We start from the raw sequence: 17,198 nt of genomic DNA, 5'->3' as shown, positions 1-17,198 counted from the left end.
GTGGTGGGGGCCAGGCTGGTGTCGCCGAGGTCGACGACCTGCTCGCCCCGGTCGAGGAGGCGGACTCCGCGGACGTGCCGCGGCGTCTGCGGTACTTCAACAGCGGGGTCCTCCGGGAGGTGCGGCGGCGCCTGTACCACGCCCGTCGCGCCCCTGCACGGGCGGTGTCCACACGGCTCGCCCGGTCGGTCACGGCGGTGGACCGCTGGGCCGTCCTAACCCGAGAACGCGTGCTGTCCCTGGTCGCGGCGGCCCGGGCGGGTCGCGGCGGTCCCGCGGCCGAGTCGGTGCCGACGGTGCCCGCCGACGTCCCCGACTCGGCAGAGGCGGAGGGCGCCGCTCTCACCCTCGCGGATCGGCGGCAGGCTTGGGCGGACCACGCGGATGCCCCCGCATTGACGGCTCTGATCAAGGCCCTCTACGACGACGGCGCCCTGCGTGAACCTGCGGAGCTCATCAGGTCCCACGCCGACCTCGTGGCCGAGGGGTCGGCGGGCCAGCGTCGGCTGGCGGTCACCATCACCGAGCAGGCCGCCCTTCTGGATGCCCTGCCCACGGTCCCGATGCGCGGCGCCTCTCCGGCCCACCGACCTGAACGCGGGCGCATCCTGTATTGCGCGCACGGCGTCCACCCGTACCAGTCCAACGGATACGCGATCCGCACCCGCGGCATCGTCGGGGGCCTGCTCGACGCCGGTCATGACGTGGTGGTGGCCGCCCGGCCCGGATTCCCCTGGGACGCGTCGGTGGTCCGCCGCGCGCCGAAGAAGCACGCGTTCGCCCAGCTCGTGGATGGGGTCGAGCACGTGTTCTCGTACGGGCCCTCGCTCCGCACACAGGGGCTAGCTGCGTACCTGGAGAGCGCGGTGGACTCCTACGGTGCGGTGATCTCCCGGCAGCGCCCGGAGCGTGTGCACGCGGCGTCGAACCACATCACCGCCCTGCCCGCGTTGATCGCCGCTCGCCTTGCCGGCATCCCGTTCACCTACGAGGTGCGCGGGTTCTGGGAGTACGGACTGCCGGCGGGGGAGGAGGGCGTGGACGAGCGGCGGGAGCTGGCCACTGCCCTGGAGGACCTCGTGATGGCCGAGGCGGACCACGTCTGCGTCCTCACGGAGGAGATGCGGGACGAGCTGGTCCGCCGCGGGGTGCCGGCAGACCGGATGACCGTCACGCCGAACGGGGTGGACCCGCAGCAGTTCCAGCCCCTCCCGGCGGTCGGTGACATGCACCGCAGTCTGGGGTTCGACGCGGACCGGGTCGTGATCGGCTACGTCGGCTCGTTCGTCGACTACGAGGGACTGGACGACCTGGTGGAGGCGTGCCTGCGACTGGCGCGTCGTCGAGACGACTTCCAGCTCGTCCTGGCGGGAGACGGACCGTCTCTGCCACGGATCCGCGAGACCCTGGCAGAACGGGGCGGGGAACTCGTCCACCACGTGCTGGGTCGGATCGACGCGGACCGCATCCCGGCGCTGCTCGACGAGGTGGACGTCATCGCCTGCCCGCGCACGTCCACCCCTGTGACGCGTCTCGTGAGCCCGCTCAAGCCGCTCGAGGCGGCCGCCGCTGGGATCCCCGTGGTGCTGTCCGACCTTCCCGTCTTGCAGAGCCTCGCGCGCGAGAGCGACGGCGCGGTGACCTTCCCAGCCGGGGATGTGGAGGCGCTCGCCGCCGCCCTGGAGAGTCTGATCGAGGATCCCGAGCGCCGGGCCGAGCTGGGCCGCATCGGGCGCCGGTGGGCCCGTACCCGTCGGCGGTGGGACGTCCTCGGCGCGGAGCTGGGAGACGCGATCCAGGCGGCCGGGTCGTCGGAGCCCCGGCGGCAGGCGGCGCGGCCCCTGGACCGGATCCGTCTCGGGCTCATCGCCGACACGTTCACCACCTCCACCCTGATGCTGCAGATGGACGTGACACCCCTGGATCGTGCCGGCTGGCGGGAGCAGCTGCGGACTCGGCAGCTGGACGCGGTGTTCGTCGAGTCCGCCTGGAGCGGCAATGACGGCCAGTGGACCCGGGGAGTGGGCCACTACTCGGATAAGGAGTCGGCCGATCTGCGCGCCCTCCTGGCGGAGTGTCGCTCCCTCGGTGTGCCCACGGTCTTCTGGAACAAGGAGGACCCGGTCCACTTCGCCCGGTTCATCGACAACGCCGCCCTGTTCGACCTCGTCCTCACCACCGACAACCGGTCCATTCCCCGCTATCAGGCGCGGGTCGAACGTGGCCGCCAGCAGGTCGCCTCCCTTCCGTTCTTCGCCCATCCGGCCCTCCACCACCCGGTGACGGACGAGCCCGCTGTGACGGACCGGCCCGTGATGTATGCGGGCTCGTACTACGGAGACCGATACAAGGACCGTTCCCGGGACCTGGAGATGCTCCTGTCGGCGGCCCGCCCACACGGCGTGACCATCTACGACCGCCAGGCTGACCTCCCCGACTCCCCGTACCGGTTCCCGGAGGAGCTGCGGCCGTTCGTGGAAGGAGGCCTGCCCTACAACGAGATGGTGCAGGCCTACCGCCGCTTCCCCGTCCACGTGAACGTCAACTCCGTGACACAGTCCGAGACCATGTTCTCCCGCCGGGTCGTGGAGATCGGCTGCTCGGGCGGTGTGGTGGCCTCCGGCCCGTCCGCCGCGGTCAACCACATGTTCCGCGGTCTGGTGCCCACCCTGGGTCGGAGGCGCAACGCCGAGGAGGCCTTCCAGGCCGTGACCGCGGACCCTGAACTCCGCAACATCCAGGGGTGGAACCTGCGGCGCCTCGTCCGGCGTTCCCACGTTCTGGAGCACCGGATGCTCGTCGTGCTGCGCCGCCTCGGACTCGACGTCCGCGCCGCCGACGTGCCCGAGGTGCACGTGCGTTTGTCGGGCGACCCCGCCGCGGCGCACTGGCCCTCCCTGGTCGACCAGACGGCGCGGCCGACGGCCGTGATCGCGGATGCCGTCCCGTCTCCGGCACGCCGGCTGCTGGAGGACGCTGGCATCGGCCTCGTCGATACGAACGGATGCGCAGGGGGCATCGAGGCCACATGGTCGGGAGACCCGCTGGATCGCGTCGTGCTCGAGGACCTGGTGGACGTCCTGCTCGACGCCGGGCACAGCAGCGCTGTGCTCGACACGTCCGCCGTCGCGGACCTCAGCGTGCCGCTGGCATGCGTGCTGCCCGAGGACGCCGTCTCCACGGGGCCGGCACCGGTCGCCGTGCGCCGCACGGACGGTGGTGGGGACGGCCGTCACGTGGTGGTCCGTCGCGGACTCTTCACGTCGGCATCGGGCGATGCTCCCGCGGTCGAGGCCTGCCGCGCGGCGACCGGACCGCTGCGGGTCGCAGTGGCGGGCCACGACCTCAAGTTCGCGGGAGAACTCCTGGACCGGCTCGCTGAGGACGGGCACGAGGTGCGTCTCGATCAGTGGGCGTCGCACCAGGACCATGATGAGGAGACCAGCCTCGCCCTGGTCGACTGGGCTGATGTCGTGATCTGCGAGTGGGGTCTCGGCAACGCGGTCTGGTACTCCCGTCACAAGCGTCCCGGCCAGGGCCTCATCGTCCGCGTGCACTCGCAGGAGCTGTTCCGGCCGAACTTCGCGCGCATGGCACTGTCCCAGGTGGACCGGTTCGTCTTCGTGGCCCCGCACATCCGGGACGCGGCGCGCCGCTTCCGTGGGGTCGGCGACCGGCCACACGAGGTGATCGCCAACATCGTTCGGGAGGGGTCTGAGGCGGAGCGGTCGCCGGAGTCGCGCTTCGTCCTCGGCCTGGTCGGCGTGGTCCCGCGGGGCAAGCGGCTGGACCGTGCCCTCGACGTGCTGGCCCGCCTTCGCGCGGAGGACGACCGCTACAGCCTGCGCATCAAGGGGCGCATGCCGAGCGACTATCCGTGGATGCTCGCCCGCGAGGACGAGATGGCCTACTACGAGCGGCAGTGGCGCCGCATCGAGACCGATCCGGCGCTCGCCGGGGCGGTGCATCTGGACGGCTTCTCGGCTGACCGAGACGAGCTCGATCGGTGGTACTCCGGGATCGGAGTCGCCCTGTCCGTCTCGGACTTCGAGTCCTTCCACTTCACCCTCGTCGACGGTGCCCAGAACGGTGCCGTACCGCTGGCGTTGGCGTGGCCGGGGGCCGATCGGCTCTTCCCGGAGACCTGGGTGCATGCGACGGTGCCGGAGATGGCCGCTGACATCCTCACCCTGCGGGAAGCCGACGCCTTCGAGGCGAGGGCCGCGGCGGCGCGCAGGGAGGTGGCCGAGCGATTCGATGGGGGCACCGCTCTGGAGCGCTGGTCCCGCATGGTGCGCGAAGTCGCCTCGGACGACACGCAGTGCTGACGGCGGGCCGGGCCCCGTGGCGGTTCTGCAGATCCGCACTGCGTGTCGCCTCGGCCTGCTTCCGGGCGGGCGCTGGGCCGCTGCGCTGGAACCTGCTCGCGGTCGACGGTGCGCGGATGTCCGGCCCTGTCGAGGGGGCGTCCGGCCTCGTGGTCCCCGCCGGTGCCGAGGTGGAGCACGGAGCCTCAGTGACGATGGCGGACTGCCGCTTCACCGAGGTCGTGGTGCAGGGCCCCGGCAGTCGCGTCGTCGCGGTGGGCACCACGGTCACCGGCCTTCTCCAGGTGGGGCAGCGGACGGACGTCCGTCTGCGCCGATGCCGTGTCGGGATGCTCGTCTCCCATGCGGGGCACACGCAGCTGCGGGCCACGGACCTCCGCGCGCGGCGGGTGGACGTTCGCAAGGGAGGGACCACCGCCCTCCTCCGTGGGGAGCTCGGTGCGGTACGCGTGCGGGACACCGGCGGCTCGGTGTCGCTGAAGGGGGTCGCGGCGACTTCGATCGCGGTCGCGGGCGCCCGTGCGGGCACTGTCCTCGCGATCGTCGGGTCGCGGGTGACGGGCGACATCCGCCTGGAGAACGCCGCTCATGCGGTCGTGGAGGACTCCGTGGTGTCAGGCGACGTCACCGTCGCCGACACCCGTGGCCGCCTGCAGGTGTCAGGGAACCGGCTGGGAGGGCGTCTGCGGTTCCAACGCAACGTCCGTCCGGTGCGCGTCCCGCGTCCGAACCTGGTCCTGCACAGGGCGGACGCGGGCAGCCGCTGAGGGCGTGCCGCGGTCGGACGGCGGCGGTCAGGCGCCGTCGAAGGCCGGGAGGCGCTCGCCGACACCCAGCAGCTGTGCGATGCCGGACACCGTCCGCGCTGCGGCGCGGCCATCGCCGTAGGGGTTCACGGCATTGGACATCGCCGCGTACGCGTCGTCGTCGGTGAGGAGCCGGTGGACCTCGGCCACGACGACGTCCTCGTCCGTGCCGATCAGCCGCACCGTGCCGGCCGACACCGCTTCGGGCCGCTCCGTGTTGTCACGCATCACGAGTACGGGCTTGCCCAGGGACGGCGCCTCCTCCTGGACGCCGCCGGAGTCGGTGACCACCACGTGAGCGACGGACAGCAGGTGCGTGAACTCGCCGTACGCCAGGGGCTCGGTCACCAGGACGTTCTCGAGGCCCTCCAGCGCGGGGAGGATGGCCTCCCGCACCACGGGGTTGCGGTGCGCAGGGAGGATGAAGATCGCGTCGTCGTGGTCGCGCGCCAGGCGGGCCAGCGCGCGCCCGACGCCGCGCATGGCATCGCCCTGGTTCTCCCGACGGTGCGTGGTCACCAGCACGATCCGCCGACCGGTGCCGACCGCCTGGGCCAGCGCCTCGTCCTCGAAGGGCACCCGGGCCTCGACGGCCTCCAGAAGTGCGTCGATGACCGTGTTGCCGGTGACGTAGACGTCCTCCGCGGCCACGGCCTCGCGGAGCAGGTTGTCCCGGCTGACGGAGGTGGGGGGGAGGTGCAGCGCCGCGATCTGGCTCGTGATCTTGCGGTTGGCTTCCTCGGGGAACGGGGAGGCGATGTCGAACGAACGGAGGCCGGCCTCGGCGTGCACCACGGGGATGCCGAGGTTGAAGGCGGCGACGGCGGCGGCCGTGGACGTGGTGGTGTCGCCCTGCACCACGACCGCGTCCGGGCGCTCGTCCTGAAGCACCGTGTCGAGGCCCTCGACGGTCCGGGCGAACACGCCGTTGAGGGTCTGGCGCGGACGGATGATGTTGAGGTCGTGGTCCGGGACGATTCCGAACAGCTCGTTGACCTGGTCGAGCATCTGCCGGTGCTGGCCGGTCACCGTCACCACACAGTGGAAGCGCTCGTCCTGCTGCAGCGCTTTCACGATCGGCGCGACCTTGATGGCCTCCGGGCGGGTTCCGTAGATGGGCATGACCGTCAGCACAGCGACTCCTCTGGGATCCTCGGACGTGTCCGCGCGGGGCACCGAGGGCCCGCACGGGGGAGTCTACCGGGGCTATGCCTACCGTCCAGTTGAGAATGGAGGCTCTCGAGGGCTCTGGCGCGATTGCTAGAGTGGTCAGTCGTCGCGTGTGCCCTCGCCGCGTATGTCCTGCATCAGGAGGCTGTCCCCATGGCTCGAAACGGTCCAGCGCTCGGGGCAGTTGCCGCACCCGTGGTCGTGGAGGGGTCGCAGCTGACGCCCGTCGGCGCACGCCCCTCGATCGGTGCGTATCTGCTGTCGATCTGGCGGCACCGCGCGTTCATCCTCTTCGACTCGCGATCTCGCATCGCCGGGGCCAACTCGACCAACGCCCTGGGCCGACTCTGGATGATCCTCAACCCCATCCTGGACGGCGCAGCCTACTATCTGGTGTTCGGTGTCCTTCTGGGCACGGGCCACGGGGTGCCGAACTTCGTTGCCTATCTGATCATCGGCGTGTTCTTCTTCCGCTATTCCTCGCAAGCGATCACGGCCGGCTCCAGGGCCATCTCAGGCAACCAGACAATCGTCCGCGCCTTCCGCTTCCCGAGGGCCACGCTGGTGGTGGCGGCCAACATCCGGGCGTTCCTGGAGTTCCTCCCCACGCTCGCAGTGATGATCGTGCTCGTCCTCGCGTTTCCGCCAGCCGAGGTGCTCACCTGGAGGTGGCTCCTGATCGTGCCCCTGCTGTTCGTGCAGTCGCTCTTCAACACGGGGCTTTCTCTCGTCCTGAGCCGCTACGTCGCCCACTGGCCGGACCTCGGCAACCTCATCGCCTTCGGGATGAGGATCTGGTTGTACCTCTCTGCGGTCTTCTTCGGCGTGGACAGGTTCGAGGGTCAGCCGACGATTCTCGCCGTCATGCATCTCAATCCGCTCTACTGCGTGCTGGACATCGCACGTCAGTCGATGCTGTACGGCACGGACGCGGACCCCGCCCGGTGGCTCGTCCTCGGCGTGTGGACGGCCATGTTGCTGGTGGTGGGCACGCTCGTGTTCTGGGCGGCTGAAGAGACCTACGGGGAGGACCAGTGAGCGAGTCCAGCGCGCCCCACCTGCCGCGCCGGTCCAGCCCCAGGCCCCGCCGTGCGCTGACGACCCGCCCCGATGGCAGCGGCCACGATGACGCACGCGGAGGGCCTGCTCCCCTCGGGACGGCCGGTGAGGACGTCGTGGCCGCCGACCGCGCTGCTGTCGTCCTTGACGAGGTCGGCATGACCTACACGGTCCGTTCGGCAGACACGCGGCGTGTCCACAGAGGTGGGCGTGCCTTGTTCGACGGGGCGCGGGGAGTCCGCACGGACCGAGTCGAGGCATTGAAGCCGTTGTCACTCGTCGTCGAGCGTGGTGAGTCCGTGGGGGTGATCGGCACCAACGGCTCGGGCAAGTCGACGCTCATGAAGCTGATCACCGGTCAGGCGCGTCCCACTCATGGGCGTGTCTATGCGACCAGTACCCCCGTGATGCTCGGCGTCAACGCGGCGCTGGTCCGGCAGGTGTCGGGTGAGGACAACATCCTCCTGGGGTGCCTGGCCATGGGCATGAGCCGGGCTGAAGCCGTGCAGCGGCGTGATCAGGTGGCACGTCTGTCCGGACTCGACGACGATGCGCTCCAACTGCCCTTGCGGGCCTACTCATCGGGGATGGCGTCCCGGCTGCAGTTCGCCATCGCCACGTCCGTCGACCCGGACATCCTCGTGATCGACGAGGCGTTGAACACCGGTGACGCCCAGTTCCGCGCAAGGACGAGGCGTCGCCTGGACGAGCTCCGCGCTCAGGCCGGTTGCGTCTTCTTGGTCAGTCATTCCCTGAACACCATCAAGGAGATGTGCTCGCGAGTCGTGTGGATCGAGCAGGGGCAGCTCACCATGGATGGCTCTCCCACGGTGGTCACGGGCAACTACGCGAGGTACACGCGCCATCGGTCCCGGGGTGAGGACACCGCGGCGGAGCGACTTCTGCAAGAGGCCCGCGATGCCGTGCGCCGGATCCGCGTCGACTGGGCAGGGGGGGAGCCGCCCTCGCGCCGGCACTGAGCCGGTCACGACTCAGTATCGGGATGCGCGTGGGCTCCAAGGTCGCTACGCGTGCTCGCGGGCGCCGGTCGCTGGCCCGGACACGTCCGGGTCGACCTTCGGCAGGGACCCGGTCCGCGGGCCGCCCGGGGCGACCGGCAAATTGGTCTCGGGGGCCCGCAGCCACACGAGTGCGGCCACCGCGATCACGGCGCCCGTCGCGACGAAGCCCCACCCGTAGCCGGCTGCGTCCACCACGAGGCCCACGAGCAGCGGGCCGAGGATGGCCCCCAGGTCACCGGACATCTGCGCCGCGGACATCACCGGACCGGCCTTGCGGTCCTGGCCCACGAGGTCCGCGACGGCGGCCTGCTGCGGGGCGTTCAGGGTGCCCGTTCCGGCGCCGGCCAGCGCGCAGGAGACGAGGAACAGCAGGGGCGACTCCAGCCAGCCGATCGCTCCGGTGAACACCGCCATCACGGCCAGGCCGACGAGGATCAGCGGCTTGCGCCCGTGGAGGTCGGAGAGCCGGGAGCTGAAGGTCACCGCGAGGACGTTGCCGGCCGCGAACACGGAGAGCGCCAGGCCGGCCATGAGCTGGCGGTTCTCCTCGGTGATGCCCCACCCCAGGAGCGCCGTCCCGGTGAAGGCGCTCGCGGCGAACAGCGGCGTGATGGCGTTGCGCACGCCGAAGGTCGCCCACCCGTTGGCGAACATCGAGGTCAGGGCCGCGCGGTAGGAGCGGTGGCCCAGCGCCTCGCGCAGGGGCATGACAGGCCGCGTCTCCCCGCGGGCCCGGTCCTGCAGGCGGGTGTCCCGGAGCATGACGAACACGATCCCGGCGGCGATCAGGAGCGAGGTCCCGTAGATCAGGAACGGGACTCGGAAGCCGAAGACGGCCAGCACGGAGCCGACGATCGGCCCCACGATGTTGCCGATCAGGAACGCCGACGCGTAGGCGCCCGAGACCCGCCCGCGAATGGTGGGCGGGGACTTGCTGGCCAGGAACGCCATGGCGGACACCGTGAACAGCGTGGAGCCCACGCCGCCGAGCGCGCGGTACAGCAGCAGCTGGGTGTAGTCCTGGGCGAAGGCGATCAGGAACATCGAGGCGGCCACGATCAGCACGCCCGCCATGTACACCGGCGTCTCGCCGAGCCGGTTGGTGAGCCGGCCGGAGACGGGCGCGAACAGCAGGCGGGTGAGGCCGAACGCGGAGACCACGGCGGCGACGGCGGTGGCCGGGCTGGCGAAGTCGGACGCGAACATCTCCGCGTACTGGGGCAGCAGGGGCGCGATGATGCCGAAGCCGATCGCGATCACGAACGCCGCCGCCACCATGACCTTGATCTCGCGCGGCACGGGCACGCGGACGGCGGGAGAGGGGGAGGGCATGGTCGACATCCTCCCACCTCAGGGCCCGCCCCGGTCGCCGCCCCGGTCCCCCCGCGGGCCGTTGTGGGAGACTGGGCACGTGGAAATCGTGCTCATCATCTCCCTGGTCCTGGCCCTGCTGCTCGGCGCCGTGCTGGTCGGTCTCCTCGACCGCCCCGTCGCCCCGCCGAAGGGCACCTACACCGAGCTGCGCGACGCCGACGATCCGGCACCCGCCCCGGGCGGCCTCGTGGCCGACCCGGCCGCCGCCGATGTCCCGGAGTCCCGTCCCGCACCCCGCCACGCCGCCGAGGCCCCGACGGTCGAGGAGGACGTCCAGGAGGCGGAGGTCATCGAGACCGCCCCGCAGCTGGACCGCCCCGAGGCCGCCGGCACCCGCCTGCAGCGCCTGCGCGCGCGCCTGCTGAAGTCCAACAACGTGCTCGGCCAGGGCCTGCTGGCTCTGCTCTCCCGTGACCGGATCGACGACGACGTCTGGGACGAGATCGAGGAGAACCTCCTCATGGCGGACCTGGGCACCGAGCCCACCATGGAGCTCGTGGACCGCCTCAAGGCCCGCGTCACGGTCGAGGGCACGCGTGACCCCGAGCAGGTGCGCACCCTGCTGCGCGAGGAGCTCGTGGCGATGGTGGACCCCTCGATGGACCGCCGTCTCGCCGCGACCCGCAAGGGCGACCGCCCCGCCGTGACCATGGTCGTGGGCGTCAACGGCGTCGGCAAGACCACCACCGTGGGCAAGCTCGCCCGCGTGCTCGTGGCGGAGGACCGCACCGTCGTGCTCGGCGCCGCGGACACCTTCCGCGCCGCCGCCGCCGAGCAGCTCGCGACGTGGGGTGCCCGCGTGGGCGTCGAGACCGTCCGCTCCGAGAAGGAGGGCGCCGACCCGGCATCCGTCGCCTTCGAGGCCGTGGAACGCGGCATCGCCGAGGGCGTCGACGTCGTGCTCGTGGACACCGCGGGCCGTCTGCAGAACAAGGCCAACCTCATGGACGAGCTCGGCAAAATCAAGCGCGTCATCGAGAAGCAGGCCGAGGTGGACGAGGTCCTGCTCGTCCTCGACGCCACCACCGGCCAGAACGGCCTGACCCAGGCGAAGGTGTTCGCCGAGGTCGTGGACGTCACCGGCATCGTGCTGACCAAGCTGGACGGCACCGCCAAGGGCGGCATCGTGATCGCCATCCAGCGCCAGCTCGGCGTGCCCGTCAAGCTGATCGGCCTCGGCGAGGGCCCCGACGACCTCGCGCCGTTCACCGCCGAGGGCTTCGTGGACGCGCTGCTGGCCGAGTGAGGCTCCCCGCCGGGGCTCGGCGTCCCGGCCCCGCACGACGACGGGCCGCCCCTGCCCCCGGGGGCGGCCCGTCGTCGTCGGTGGGGGGCACTTCACACGGTGACGGTCAAGGCCTGTCGGCCATCACCTCACAGGCCGGCGCATTGGCCCCACTTCTCCCAGGCCGTGTTGTTGCCGCCGGTCGGCTGATACTGGTTGTTGAAGCAGCTGAGGTAGGAATCGATGGTGTTGCCCTCGATGTACATCGTTCCGCGGTTGGCATCGGCCCAGATGGACCCGCCCACGATGTTGCGACCGATCAGGACATGACCGGAGTTGTACACATTGATATCCGACCCGACGTGCGAGGAGCGCACCATGATGCGGTTGCGCGTTGAGTCGGCCTGGGTCACTGCGCCTGCGATGCGTCCCCACGAGTGGGACACGGTGCCTCCCATCTTGTAGAAGGTGGCATCCTCGCGGACCTTCATCCGCGTGGTCGTCACCGTTCCACCTTCGGCCGCGTACATGGACGTGACGGTGGTGCCGTGCATGCGGATGAGCTTCTGACGGTCAGCGATGACGTCGCCGAAGGACCCGCCCGTGGCTCGCAGGGTTGCACCACGGTCCAGGTGCGTATAGGCGCCCGTGGTCGAGTCCTCGGTGATCAGGGTGGCGTTGGGCTCGACCCAGAGGAAATCACCGATCACCGTCGAGTCGACCAGTGTGCAGGTCGCACCGGACGGCACGGTGAGGTCGCCGGAGATGGTTCGCTCGGTGACGGTGCCGGTGCAGGTGGTGGCAGCCTGAGCGGCGGGGGCTGCGACGAGGCCGGTCAGGGCGACGGCGGCCGCGGCACCAAACGAGGCGATGGAGCGAGCAAGGGACTTCACTGAGGAATCCGATCTGTGTGGTGGGGCTGCCCAAGGGGACAGCGTGTCTCGATGAGCCACGCGATCATTATGCGTGGGATCGCGGCGACTGCCGAGGCTTTTCTGCAAGCGTTGGCGGCTCTGATTCGGCCTACGACGTACGTCCGGGGGGCGGCGCCGAAGCTACCATCGCAGGACTGGCGGAGCTCCAGTACTCTGACGATGGATGCACTGGCCGACCTGTTGTCGGTGCGTCGTCACTAATCGATAGGACCCCACACCATGGCATCCTTCTCTCGCCGCCTGACCTCGACTGTCGCCGCACTCGCCCTGTCCACCGCTGGAGTCGCCGCAGCCGCGCCGGCTCACGCCGTTGAGATGTGCACCGGAACCAAGACGAACTGGACCCCGGCCGCCGAAGTGGTCGTGCCCGCCGGTGCCACCTGCACGCTCGCCAATGCGAATCCGACCCAGGCCTATCGTTGGAATGCCTCGGATGTACAGGTGGGTCAGGGCGCGACCCTCATCGTCAGCGACGGACTCGTCGACGCGATCAACGCACAGACTCTCGGCTCACGTGTGGTCATTAAGAGCGGGGCCGTCGTTGGCGACGTCCGACTCGGGAAGCGGTCGACCCTCGAGGCCTACAACAGCGACCTGGAGACCGTCACCAGCCATGACGGCCATTCTCTCATCCGCATGAACGACGTCGATCTCTACGCCCTGAATGCCAGAGCGGGCGGGACAGTGACGACGACGCGTGCCCGTGCCGAATGGCGGTTCGACTTCGACGACATGGGAGGGACCACGACGCTGTCCCGCGCTTCGGCCGGTTACGTTGAGTTCACCAACGCGCGCGCGGGGAGCCGCTTCGAGATGCGCGGCAGCACCACGTCCTACCGGTCGGACAGCTCAGTCGAGGTGCGGGGCAACGCGCATGTCGTCCTCAACGGCAATGTCACCGAGGGAGGTGTCCAGGTGATCAGCAACCGCGGAAACTTGTTCGTGTCGGCCAACAGCATCGCCGGCACGCTGGACTGCTACAGCAACACCAATGTGCCCACCTACGCCACCAAGAATTACGCCCTGATCAAGACGGGACAGTGTCGGGGAATCTGACCCAGGGGTGACGAGAATCCTGTGCGCATCGTCACATTGACTCCGTCGGCGGGCTGCTCCTCCTGAGGGGCGGCCCGCCGTCATCCCTGGGGAGGGGCGGACCCGTGGCACGACTGCAACGGGCGTTCACGCGCCAGAAATACCTCCGCGCCGCGACGGGATACACGCCCCCGGCAGACTCGGCGTCAACGACGCCCCGGTGCCGGGTGGGAGTCCTGATTCCTTTCGGGATGCTTGGTGCGGCCCCGCTGTGGTTCGCCTGGTTCGGCTTCAACAGCGGCGCCGCTCCGATGTGGAGACCACCGGCATGATCTGGGTGAACACCCTAGACCACCCTAACCACCTCCGCCGCCGCGATGCCGGGCACGATGCTCGCCGAAGTCGTCCGCCACGGTCGGCCGACCTCGCCCGGCACGGCTGGGCAGGTGAACGGCGCGGACGGCTGGGCCGGTCGAGCAGCCCGGCCTCGCCTTCGGCGCGGTAGCGGGCCACCCAGGTGGCCACCGTGGGCCGGCTCACCCGGAACTCGGCGGCCACGTGCGCTTGTGGGATCCCGTCGTGCAGGTGGCGGTGGACCATCCTGAGACGGCCGGTGGGGGTCAGGGGTGCGTTAGCGTGAGTCATGAGCGGGTCTCTTCTGGCAGGTGGGTTGTTGAGGAACTTCCATCCTGCGGGAGGGGCCCGCTCGTCTCATCTCAGCCCGGGCCTCGTGCCAAGAACCTCATGACCCACAACAGCTAGTCTGGTCGGGCGCCGCCGTCGGCGGGACCTCCCCTGCGGGGCGGTCCGAGCCGGGGCGGCGCCTGACCCAGGCGAAGGTGTTCGCCGAGGTCGTGGACGTCACCGGCATCGTGCTGACCAAGCTGGACGGCACCGCCAAGGGCGGCATCGTGATCGCCATCCAGCGCCAGCTCGGCGTGCCCGTCAAGCTGATCGGCCTCGGCGAGGGCCCCGACGACCTCGCACCGTTCACCGCCGAGGGCTTCGTGGACGCGCTGCTGGCCGACTGACGTCCCGCACCCCGGTCCAGGGCCCTTCCCGACGACGTCGGGAGGGGCCCTTCGCTGTCACGGAGACGTCATCGACGTGTGGTCCGTCCCACTCCTCCGGTATCTTCCTTGCATCGGCCCCGATCGGGGCCGGGCAGCGACGCCGCGGGACGGGCGTTCGCCCCCGGCTCGCGGCCCGGACCGAAGGAGACCCCCATGGAGGAGTCGAACGTCCTGGACGCAGGGACAGTGTGGATGGTGACGAGCGCGGCGATGGTCCTGCTCATGACACCCGGACTGGCCATCTTCTACGGCGGCATGACCCGCGCGAAGTCCTCGCTCAACATGATCATGATGTCCTTCGTCTCGATGGGCCTCGTCGGCGTCGTCTGGGTCCTGTGGGTCCACGGGATGACCGGCGGCGACGGGTGGGCCGGCGTGGTGGGGAACCCCGCCGGTGACCTCGGACTGACCGGCACGATGGCCGAGGGCGGGCTCGTCGCGGCGGCCTACGGCGCCACCTTCGCGATCATCGCGGTCGCCCTCATCTCCGGCGCGGTGGCCGACCGCTTCAAGTTCGTCACGTGGTGCGTCTTCGTGCCCGTCTGGACCACCGTCGTCTACGCCCCCCTGGCCTACATGGTGTGGGGCGGCGGGCTCCTCTCCGCGGACGGCGCCATCGGCGCCCGCCTGGGGGAGGCCCTCGACTTCGCCGGCGGGCTCGTGGTGCACATCAGCGCCGGCGTGGCCGCCCTCGTGCTCGCGCTGCTGCTGGGCAAGCGCCACGGCTTCGGCGTGGACCCCGGCCACCGGCCGCACAACGTCCCGTTCACCATGCTCGGCGCGGCCCTGCTGTGGTTCGGCTGGTTCGGGTTCAACGGGGGCGCGGCGGGCGGTGTCGACGAGCTCGGACTGATCTGGGTGGACACCCTCGCCGCCGGCGCCGCCGGCATGCTCGGCTGGGTGTTCGTGGAGTGGCTGCGCCGCGGCCGGCCGACCTCGATCGGCACCGCCTCCGGGATCGTCGCGGGCCTGGTCGCCATCACGCCCGCGTGCGCCTATGTGAGCCCCCTGGGGGCCGTGGTGATCGGCCTGGTCTCCGGTGCGGCCAGCGCGCTCGCGGTCAACCTCAAGTACCGCCTCGGCTTCGACGATTCGCTCGACGTCGTCGGCGTGCACCTCACCGCCGGCATCCTGGGCACCGTGCTGATCGGCTTCTTCGCCCTGCCGGACGAGGGCCGGGCGGGCCTGTTCTACGGCGGAGACGCCGGTCTCCTGGTGGCCCAGACGGTGGCCGTGCTCGTCGCCGTGGTCTTCACCGCCGTGGTGACCACGGTCATCGCCCTGGTCCTGCGCGGGACCATGGGCCTGCGGGTGAGCAAGGAGGACGAGGAGCGGGGCGTCGATCTGACCCTGCACGACGAGTCGGCCTACGACGTCGGCTTCGGCGGGGTGCCCGTCCCCGCGGAGGCGCGGTGAGCCGCCGCGGACGGGTGAGGCCGGTCGGTTGCTAGGCTTGGCGGGCGCCGCGGTGGATGCCGCGGCGCCCGCGACCGACCGCGTCCGGATCAGTCGACCCCGCTTCGAAGGATCACACCCGCCGTGTTCAACTCCCTGTCCGACCGCCTCACAGCCACCTTCCGCAGCCTCAAGGGCAAGGGGCGGCTGAGCGAGGCGGACATCGACGCCACCGCACGCGAGATCCGCCGCGCCCTCCTGGACGCCGACGTCGCCGTGCCCGTGGTCCGCCAGTTCATCGCGCAGATCAAGGAGCGCGCCCTCAGCGCCGAGGTGGCCCAGGCCCTGAACCCGGGCCAGCAGGTCGTGAAGATCGTCAACGAGGAGCTCGTGGGCATCCTCGGCGGTGAGACCCGGCGCATCCAGCACGCCAAGACGGGCACCACCGTCATCATGCTCGTGGGCCTGCAGGGCGCCGGCAAGACGACCCTCGCCGGCAAGCTCGCCCACCTGCTCAAGTCCCAGGGCCACACCCCGCTGCTCGTGGCCTGCGACCTCCAGCGCCCGAACGCCGTGAAGCAGCTGCAGGTCGGCGGCGAGCGCGCCGGCGTCCCGGTCTACGCGCCGCACCCCGGCGTCTCCTCCGAGTTCGAGGCCGCCTCCGGCGACCCGGTGCAGGTGGCCCGCGACGGCGTCGCCGAGGCCAACACGAAGTACCACGACGTGGTCATCATCGACACCGCGGGCCGCCTCGGTGTGGACGCCGAGCTCATGCAGCAGGCCGCGGACATCCGCGCCGCCGTGGACCCGGACGAGGTGCTCTTCGTCATCGACGCGATGATCGGCCAGGACGCCGTCGCCACGGCCCAGGCGTTCAACGAGGGCGTCGGCTTCACCGGCGTCGTGCTCACCAAGCTCGACGGCGACGCGCGCGGCGGCGCCGCCCTGTCCGTCCGCCACGTGACCGGCAAGCCGATCATGTTCGCCTCCACGGGCGAGGGCCTGAAGGACTTCGAGGTCTTCCACCCGGACCGCATGGCCTCGCGCATCCTCGACATGGGCGACGTGCTCTCCCTGATCGAGCAGGCCGAGCAGAACTGGGACCGCAGCGAGGCCGAGAAGATGGCCCGCAAGTTCGCGGACCAGGAGGACTTCACCCTCGACGACTTCCTCGCCCAGATGCAGCAGCTCAAGAAGATGGGCTCGCTGAAGAAGATGCTCATGATGATGCCGGGCGCCCAGGGCATGCGGCAGCAGCTCGAGCAGTTCGACGAGTCGTCGATCGGCCGCGTCGAGGCGATCATCCACTCGATGACCCCGCACGAGCGCGTGGCCCCCAAGATCATCAACGGTTCGCGCCGTGCCCGCATCGCCCGCGGCTCGGGTGTGAGCGTGTCGGAGGTCAACGGCCTGCTCGAGCGCTTCGCCGAGGCGCAGAAGATGATGAAGCGCATGGCCGCCGGCGGTGGCATCCCGGGCATGCCCGGGATGCCGGGCGGCGCCTCCCGCAAGGCGAAGGGCAAGGGCAAGAACGCCAAGCGCGATCGCGTGAAGTCCGGCAACCCGGCCAAGGCCGCGGCCGAGCGCAAGGCGATCGAGGAGCGGCGCGCTCGCGCCGCCCAGGCACAGGCCGGGGCCGTGTTCGGCCGCGACGGCGCGGGGATGGACGGCTTCGACCCGTCCACCCTCAACCTGCCGGCGGGCTTCGAGAAGTACCTCAAGGACCGCTGAGTCGCCCGCTGCCCGGTCGCGGCGCGCCGGGTGTGCGCCGGCCCG

General features: G+C 70.6%; 11 protein-coding genes and 2 pseudogenes. 9 read left to right on the top strand and 4 right to left on the bottom strand.

Annotation, left to right across the window (positions count from 1 at the left end; genetic code table 11):
• Nucleotides 1-4,328: glycosyltransferase (locus J1M37_RS01320; RefSeq protein ID WP_206451981.1), on the top strand; the 4,328-nt coding region annotated here is incomplete at its 5' end.
• Between the two features lie 116 nt (nucleotides 4,329-4,444).
• Nucleotides 4,445-5,095, top strand: a complete 651-nt coding sequence (locus J1M37_RS01315; RefSeq protein WP_206451980.1) for a hypothetical protein — start codon at nucleotides 4,445-4,447, stop codon at nucleotides 5,093-5,095.
• 27 nt (nucleotides 5,096-5,122) lie between these two features.
• Here the strand turns inward: J1M37_RS01315 and wecB are convergent, their stop codons facing one another.
• Nucleotides 5,123-6,268 carry a non-hydrolyzing UDP-N-acetylglucosamine 2-epimerase gene (gene wecB, locus J1M37_RS01310; RefSeq protein ID WP_206451979.1) on the bottom strand — a complete coding sequence of 382 codons (1,146 nt, stop codon included), beginning with the start codon at nucleotides 6,266-6,268 and terminating at the stop codon, nucleotides 5,123-5,125.
• 189 nt (nucleotides 6,269-6,457) lie between these two features.
• On the opposite strand from wecB, the gene J1M37_RS01305 reads away from it, so the two are divergent.
• Nucleotides 6,458-7,342, top strand: a complete 885-nt coding sequence (locus J1M37_RS01305) for an ABC transporter permease (RefSeq protein ID WP_102708320.1) — start codon at nucleotides 6,458-6,460, stop codon at nucleotides 7,340-7,342.
• A gap of 137 nt (nucleotides 7,343-7,479) precedes the next feature.
• Nucleotides 7,480-8,343 carry an ABC transporter ATP-binding protein gene (locus tag J1M37_RS01300; RefSeq protein ID WP_102708319.1) on the top strand — a complete coding sequence of 288 codons (864 nt, stop codon included), beginning with the start codon at nucleotides 7,480-7,482 and terminating at the stop codon, nucleotides 8,341-8,343.
• A gap of 45 nt (nucleotides 8,344-8,388) precedes the next feature.
• On the opposite strand, the gene J1M37_RS01295 is transcribed toward J1M37_RS01300, so the two are convergent.
• Nucleotides 8,389-9,717: an MFS transporter gene (locus J1M37_RS01295; RefSeq protein ID WP_206451978.1), complete on the bottom strand. Its 1,329-nt coding sequence runs from the start codon at nucleotides 9,715-9,717 to the stop codon at nucleotides 8,389-8,391.
• An 88-nt stretch (nucleotides 9,718-9,805) separates the two neighbouring features.
• On the opposite strand from J1M37_RS01295, the gene ftsY reads away from it, so the two are divergent.
• Nucleotides 9,806-11,005 (top strand): signal recognition particle-docking protein FtsY, encoded by a 1,200-nt coding sequence (gene ftsY / locus J1M37_RS01290; RefSeq protein ID WP_446724881.1) that lies wholly within the window; start codon nucleotides 9,806-9,808, stop codon nucleotides 11,003-11,005.
• 128 nt (nucleotides 11,006-11,133) lie between these two features.
• Here the strand turns inward: ftsY and J1M37_RS01285 are convergent, their stop codons facing one another.
• The gene (locus tag J1M37_RS01285) at nucleotides 11,134-11,877 is read right to left on the bottom strand and encodes a hypothetical protein (RefSeq protein WP_102708316.1); all 744 of its coding nucleotides are present in this window, start codon (nucleotides 11,875-11,877) and stop codon (nucleotides 11,134-11,136) included.
• Nucleotides 11,878-12,138: 261 nt separating this feature from the next.
• Between J1M37_RS01285 and J1M37_RS01280 the strand changes: the two genes are divergently transcribed.
• Nucleotides 12,139-12,975, top strand: a complete 837-nt coding sequence (locus tag J1M37_RS01280; protein ID WP_102708315.1) for a hypothetical protein — start codon at nucleotides 12,139-12,141, stop codon at nucleotides 12,973-12,975.
• Between the two features lie 417 nt (nucleotides 12,976-13,392).
• Here J1M37_RS01280 and J1M37_RS01275 read toward each other — a convergent pair.
• A pseudogene (locus tag J1M37_RS01275) lies at nucleotides 13,393-13,599 on the bottom strand (helix-turn-helix domain-containing protein); the annotation flags it as partial.
• A gap of 179 nt (nucleotides 13,600-13,778) precedes the next feature.
• On the opposite strand from J1M37_RS01275, the pseudogene J1M37_RS01270 reads away from it, so the two are divergent.
• The 3 genes and pseudogenes from J1M37_RS01270 to ffh all read left to right on the top strand — a co-directional run.
• Nucleotides 13,779-13,985, top strand: a pseudogene (locus tag J1M37_RS01270) (signal recognition particle-docking protein FtsY); the annotation flags it as partial.
• Between the two features lie 195 nt (nucleotides 13,986-14,180).
• Complete coding sequence (locus tag J1M37_RS01265; protein ID WP_135019447.1) at nucleotides 14,181-15,443, top strand: ammonium transporter; 1,263 nt, start codon at nucleotides 14,181-14,183, stop codon at nucleotides 15,441-15,443.
• 123 nt (nucleotides 15,444-15,566) lie between these two features.
• Complete coding sequence (gene ffh, locus J1M37_RS01260) at nucleotides 15,567-17,153, top strand: signal recognition particle protein (protein ID WP_206451976.1); 1,587 nt, start codon at nucleotides 15,567-15,569, stop codon at nucleotides 17,151-17,153.
• The last annotated feature ends 45 nt before the right edge of the window (nucleotides 17,154-17,198 follow it).

Origin of the sequence: Micrococcus sp. KRD012 (assembly GCF_017168555.1) — a bacterium.
Lineage (GTDB): Bacteria > Actinomycetota > Actinomycetes > Actinomycetales > Micrococcaceae > Micrococcus > Micrococcus luteus.
Note: the sequence above shows the minus strand (reverse complement) of the source record. Positions and strands in the feature narration are given on the sequence as shown.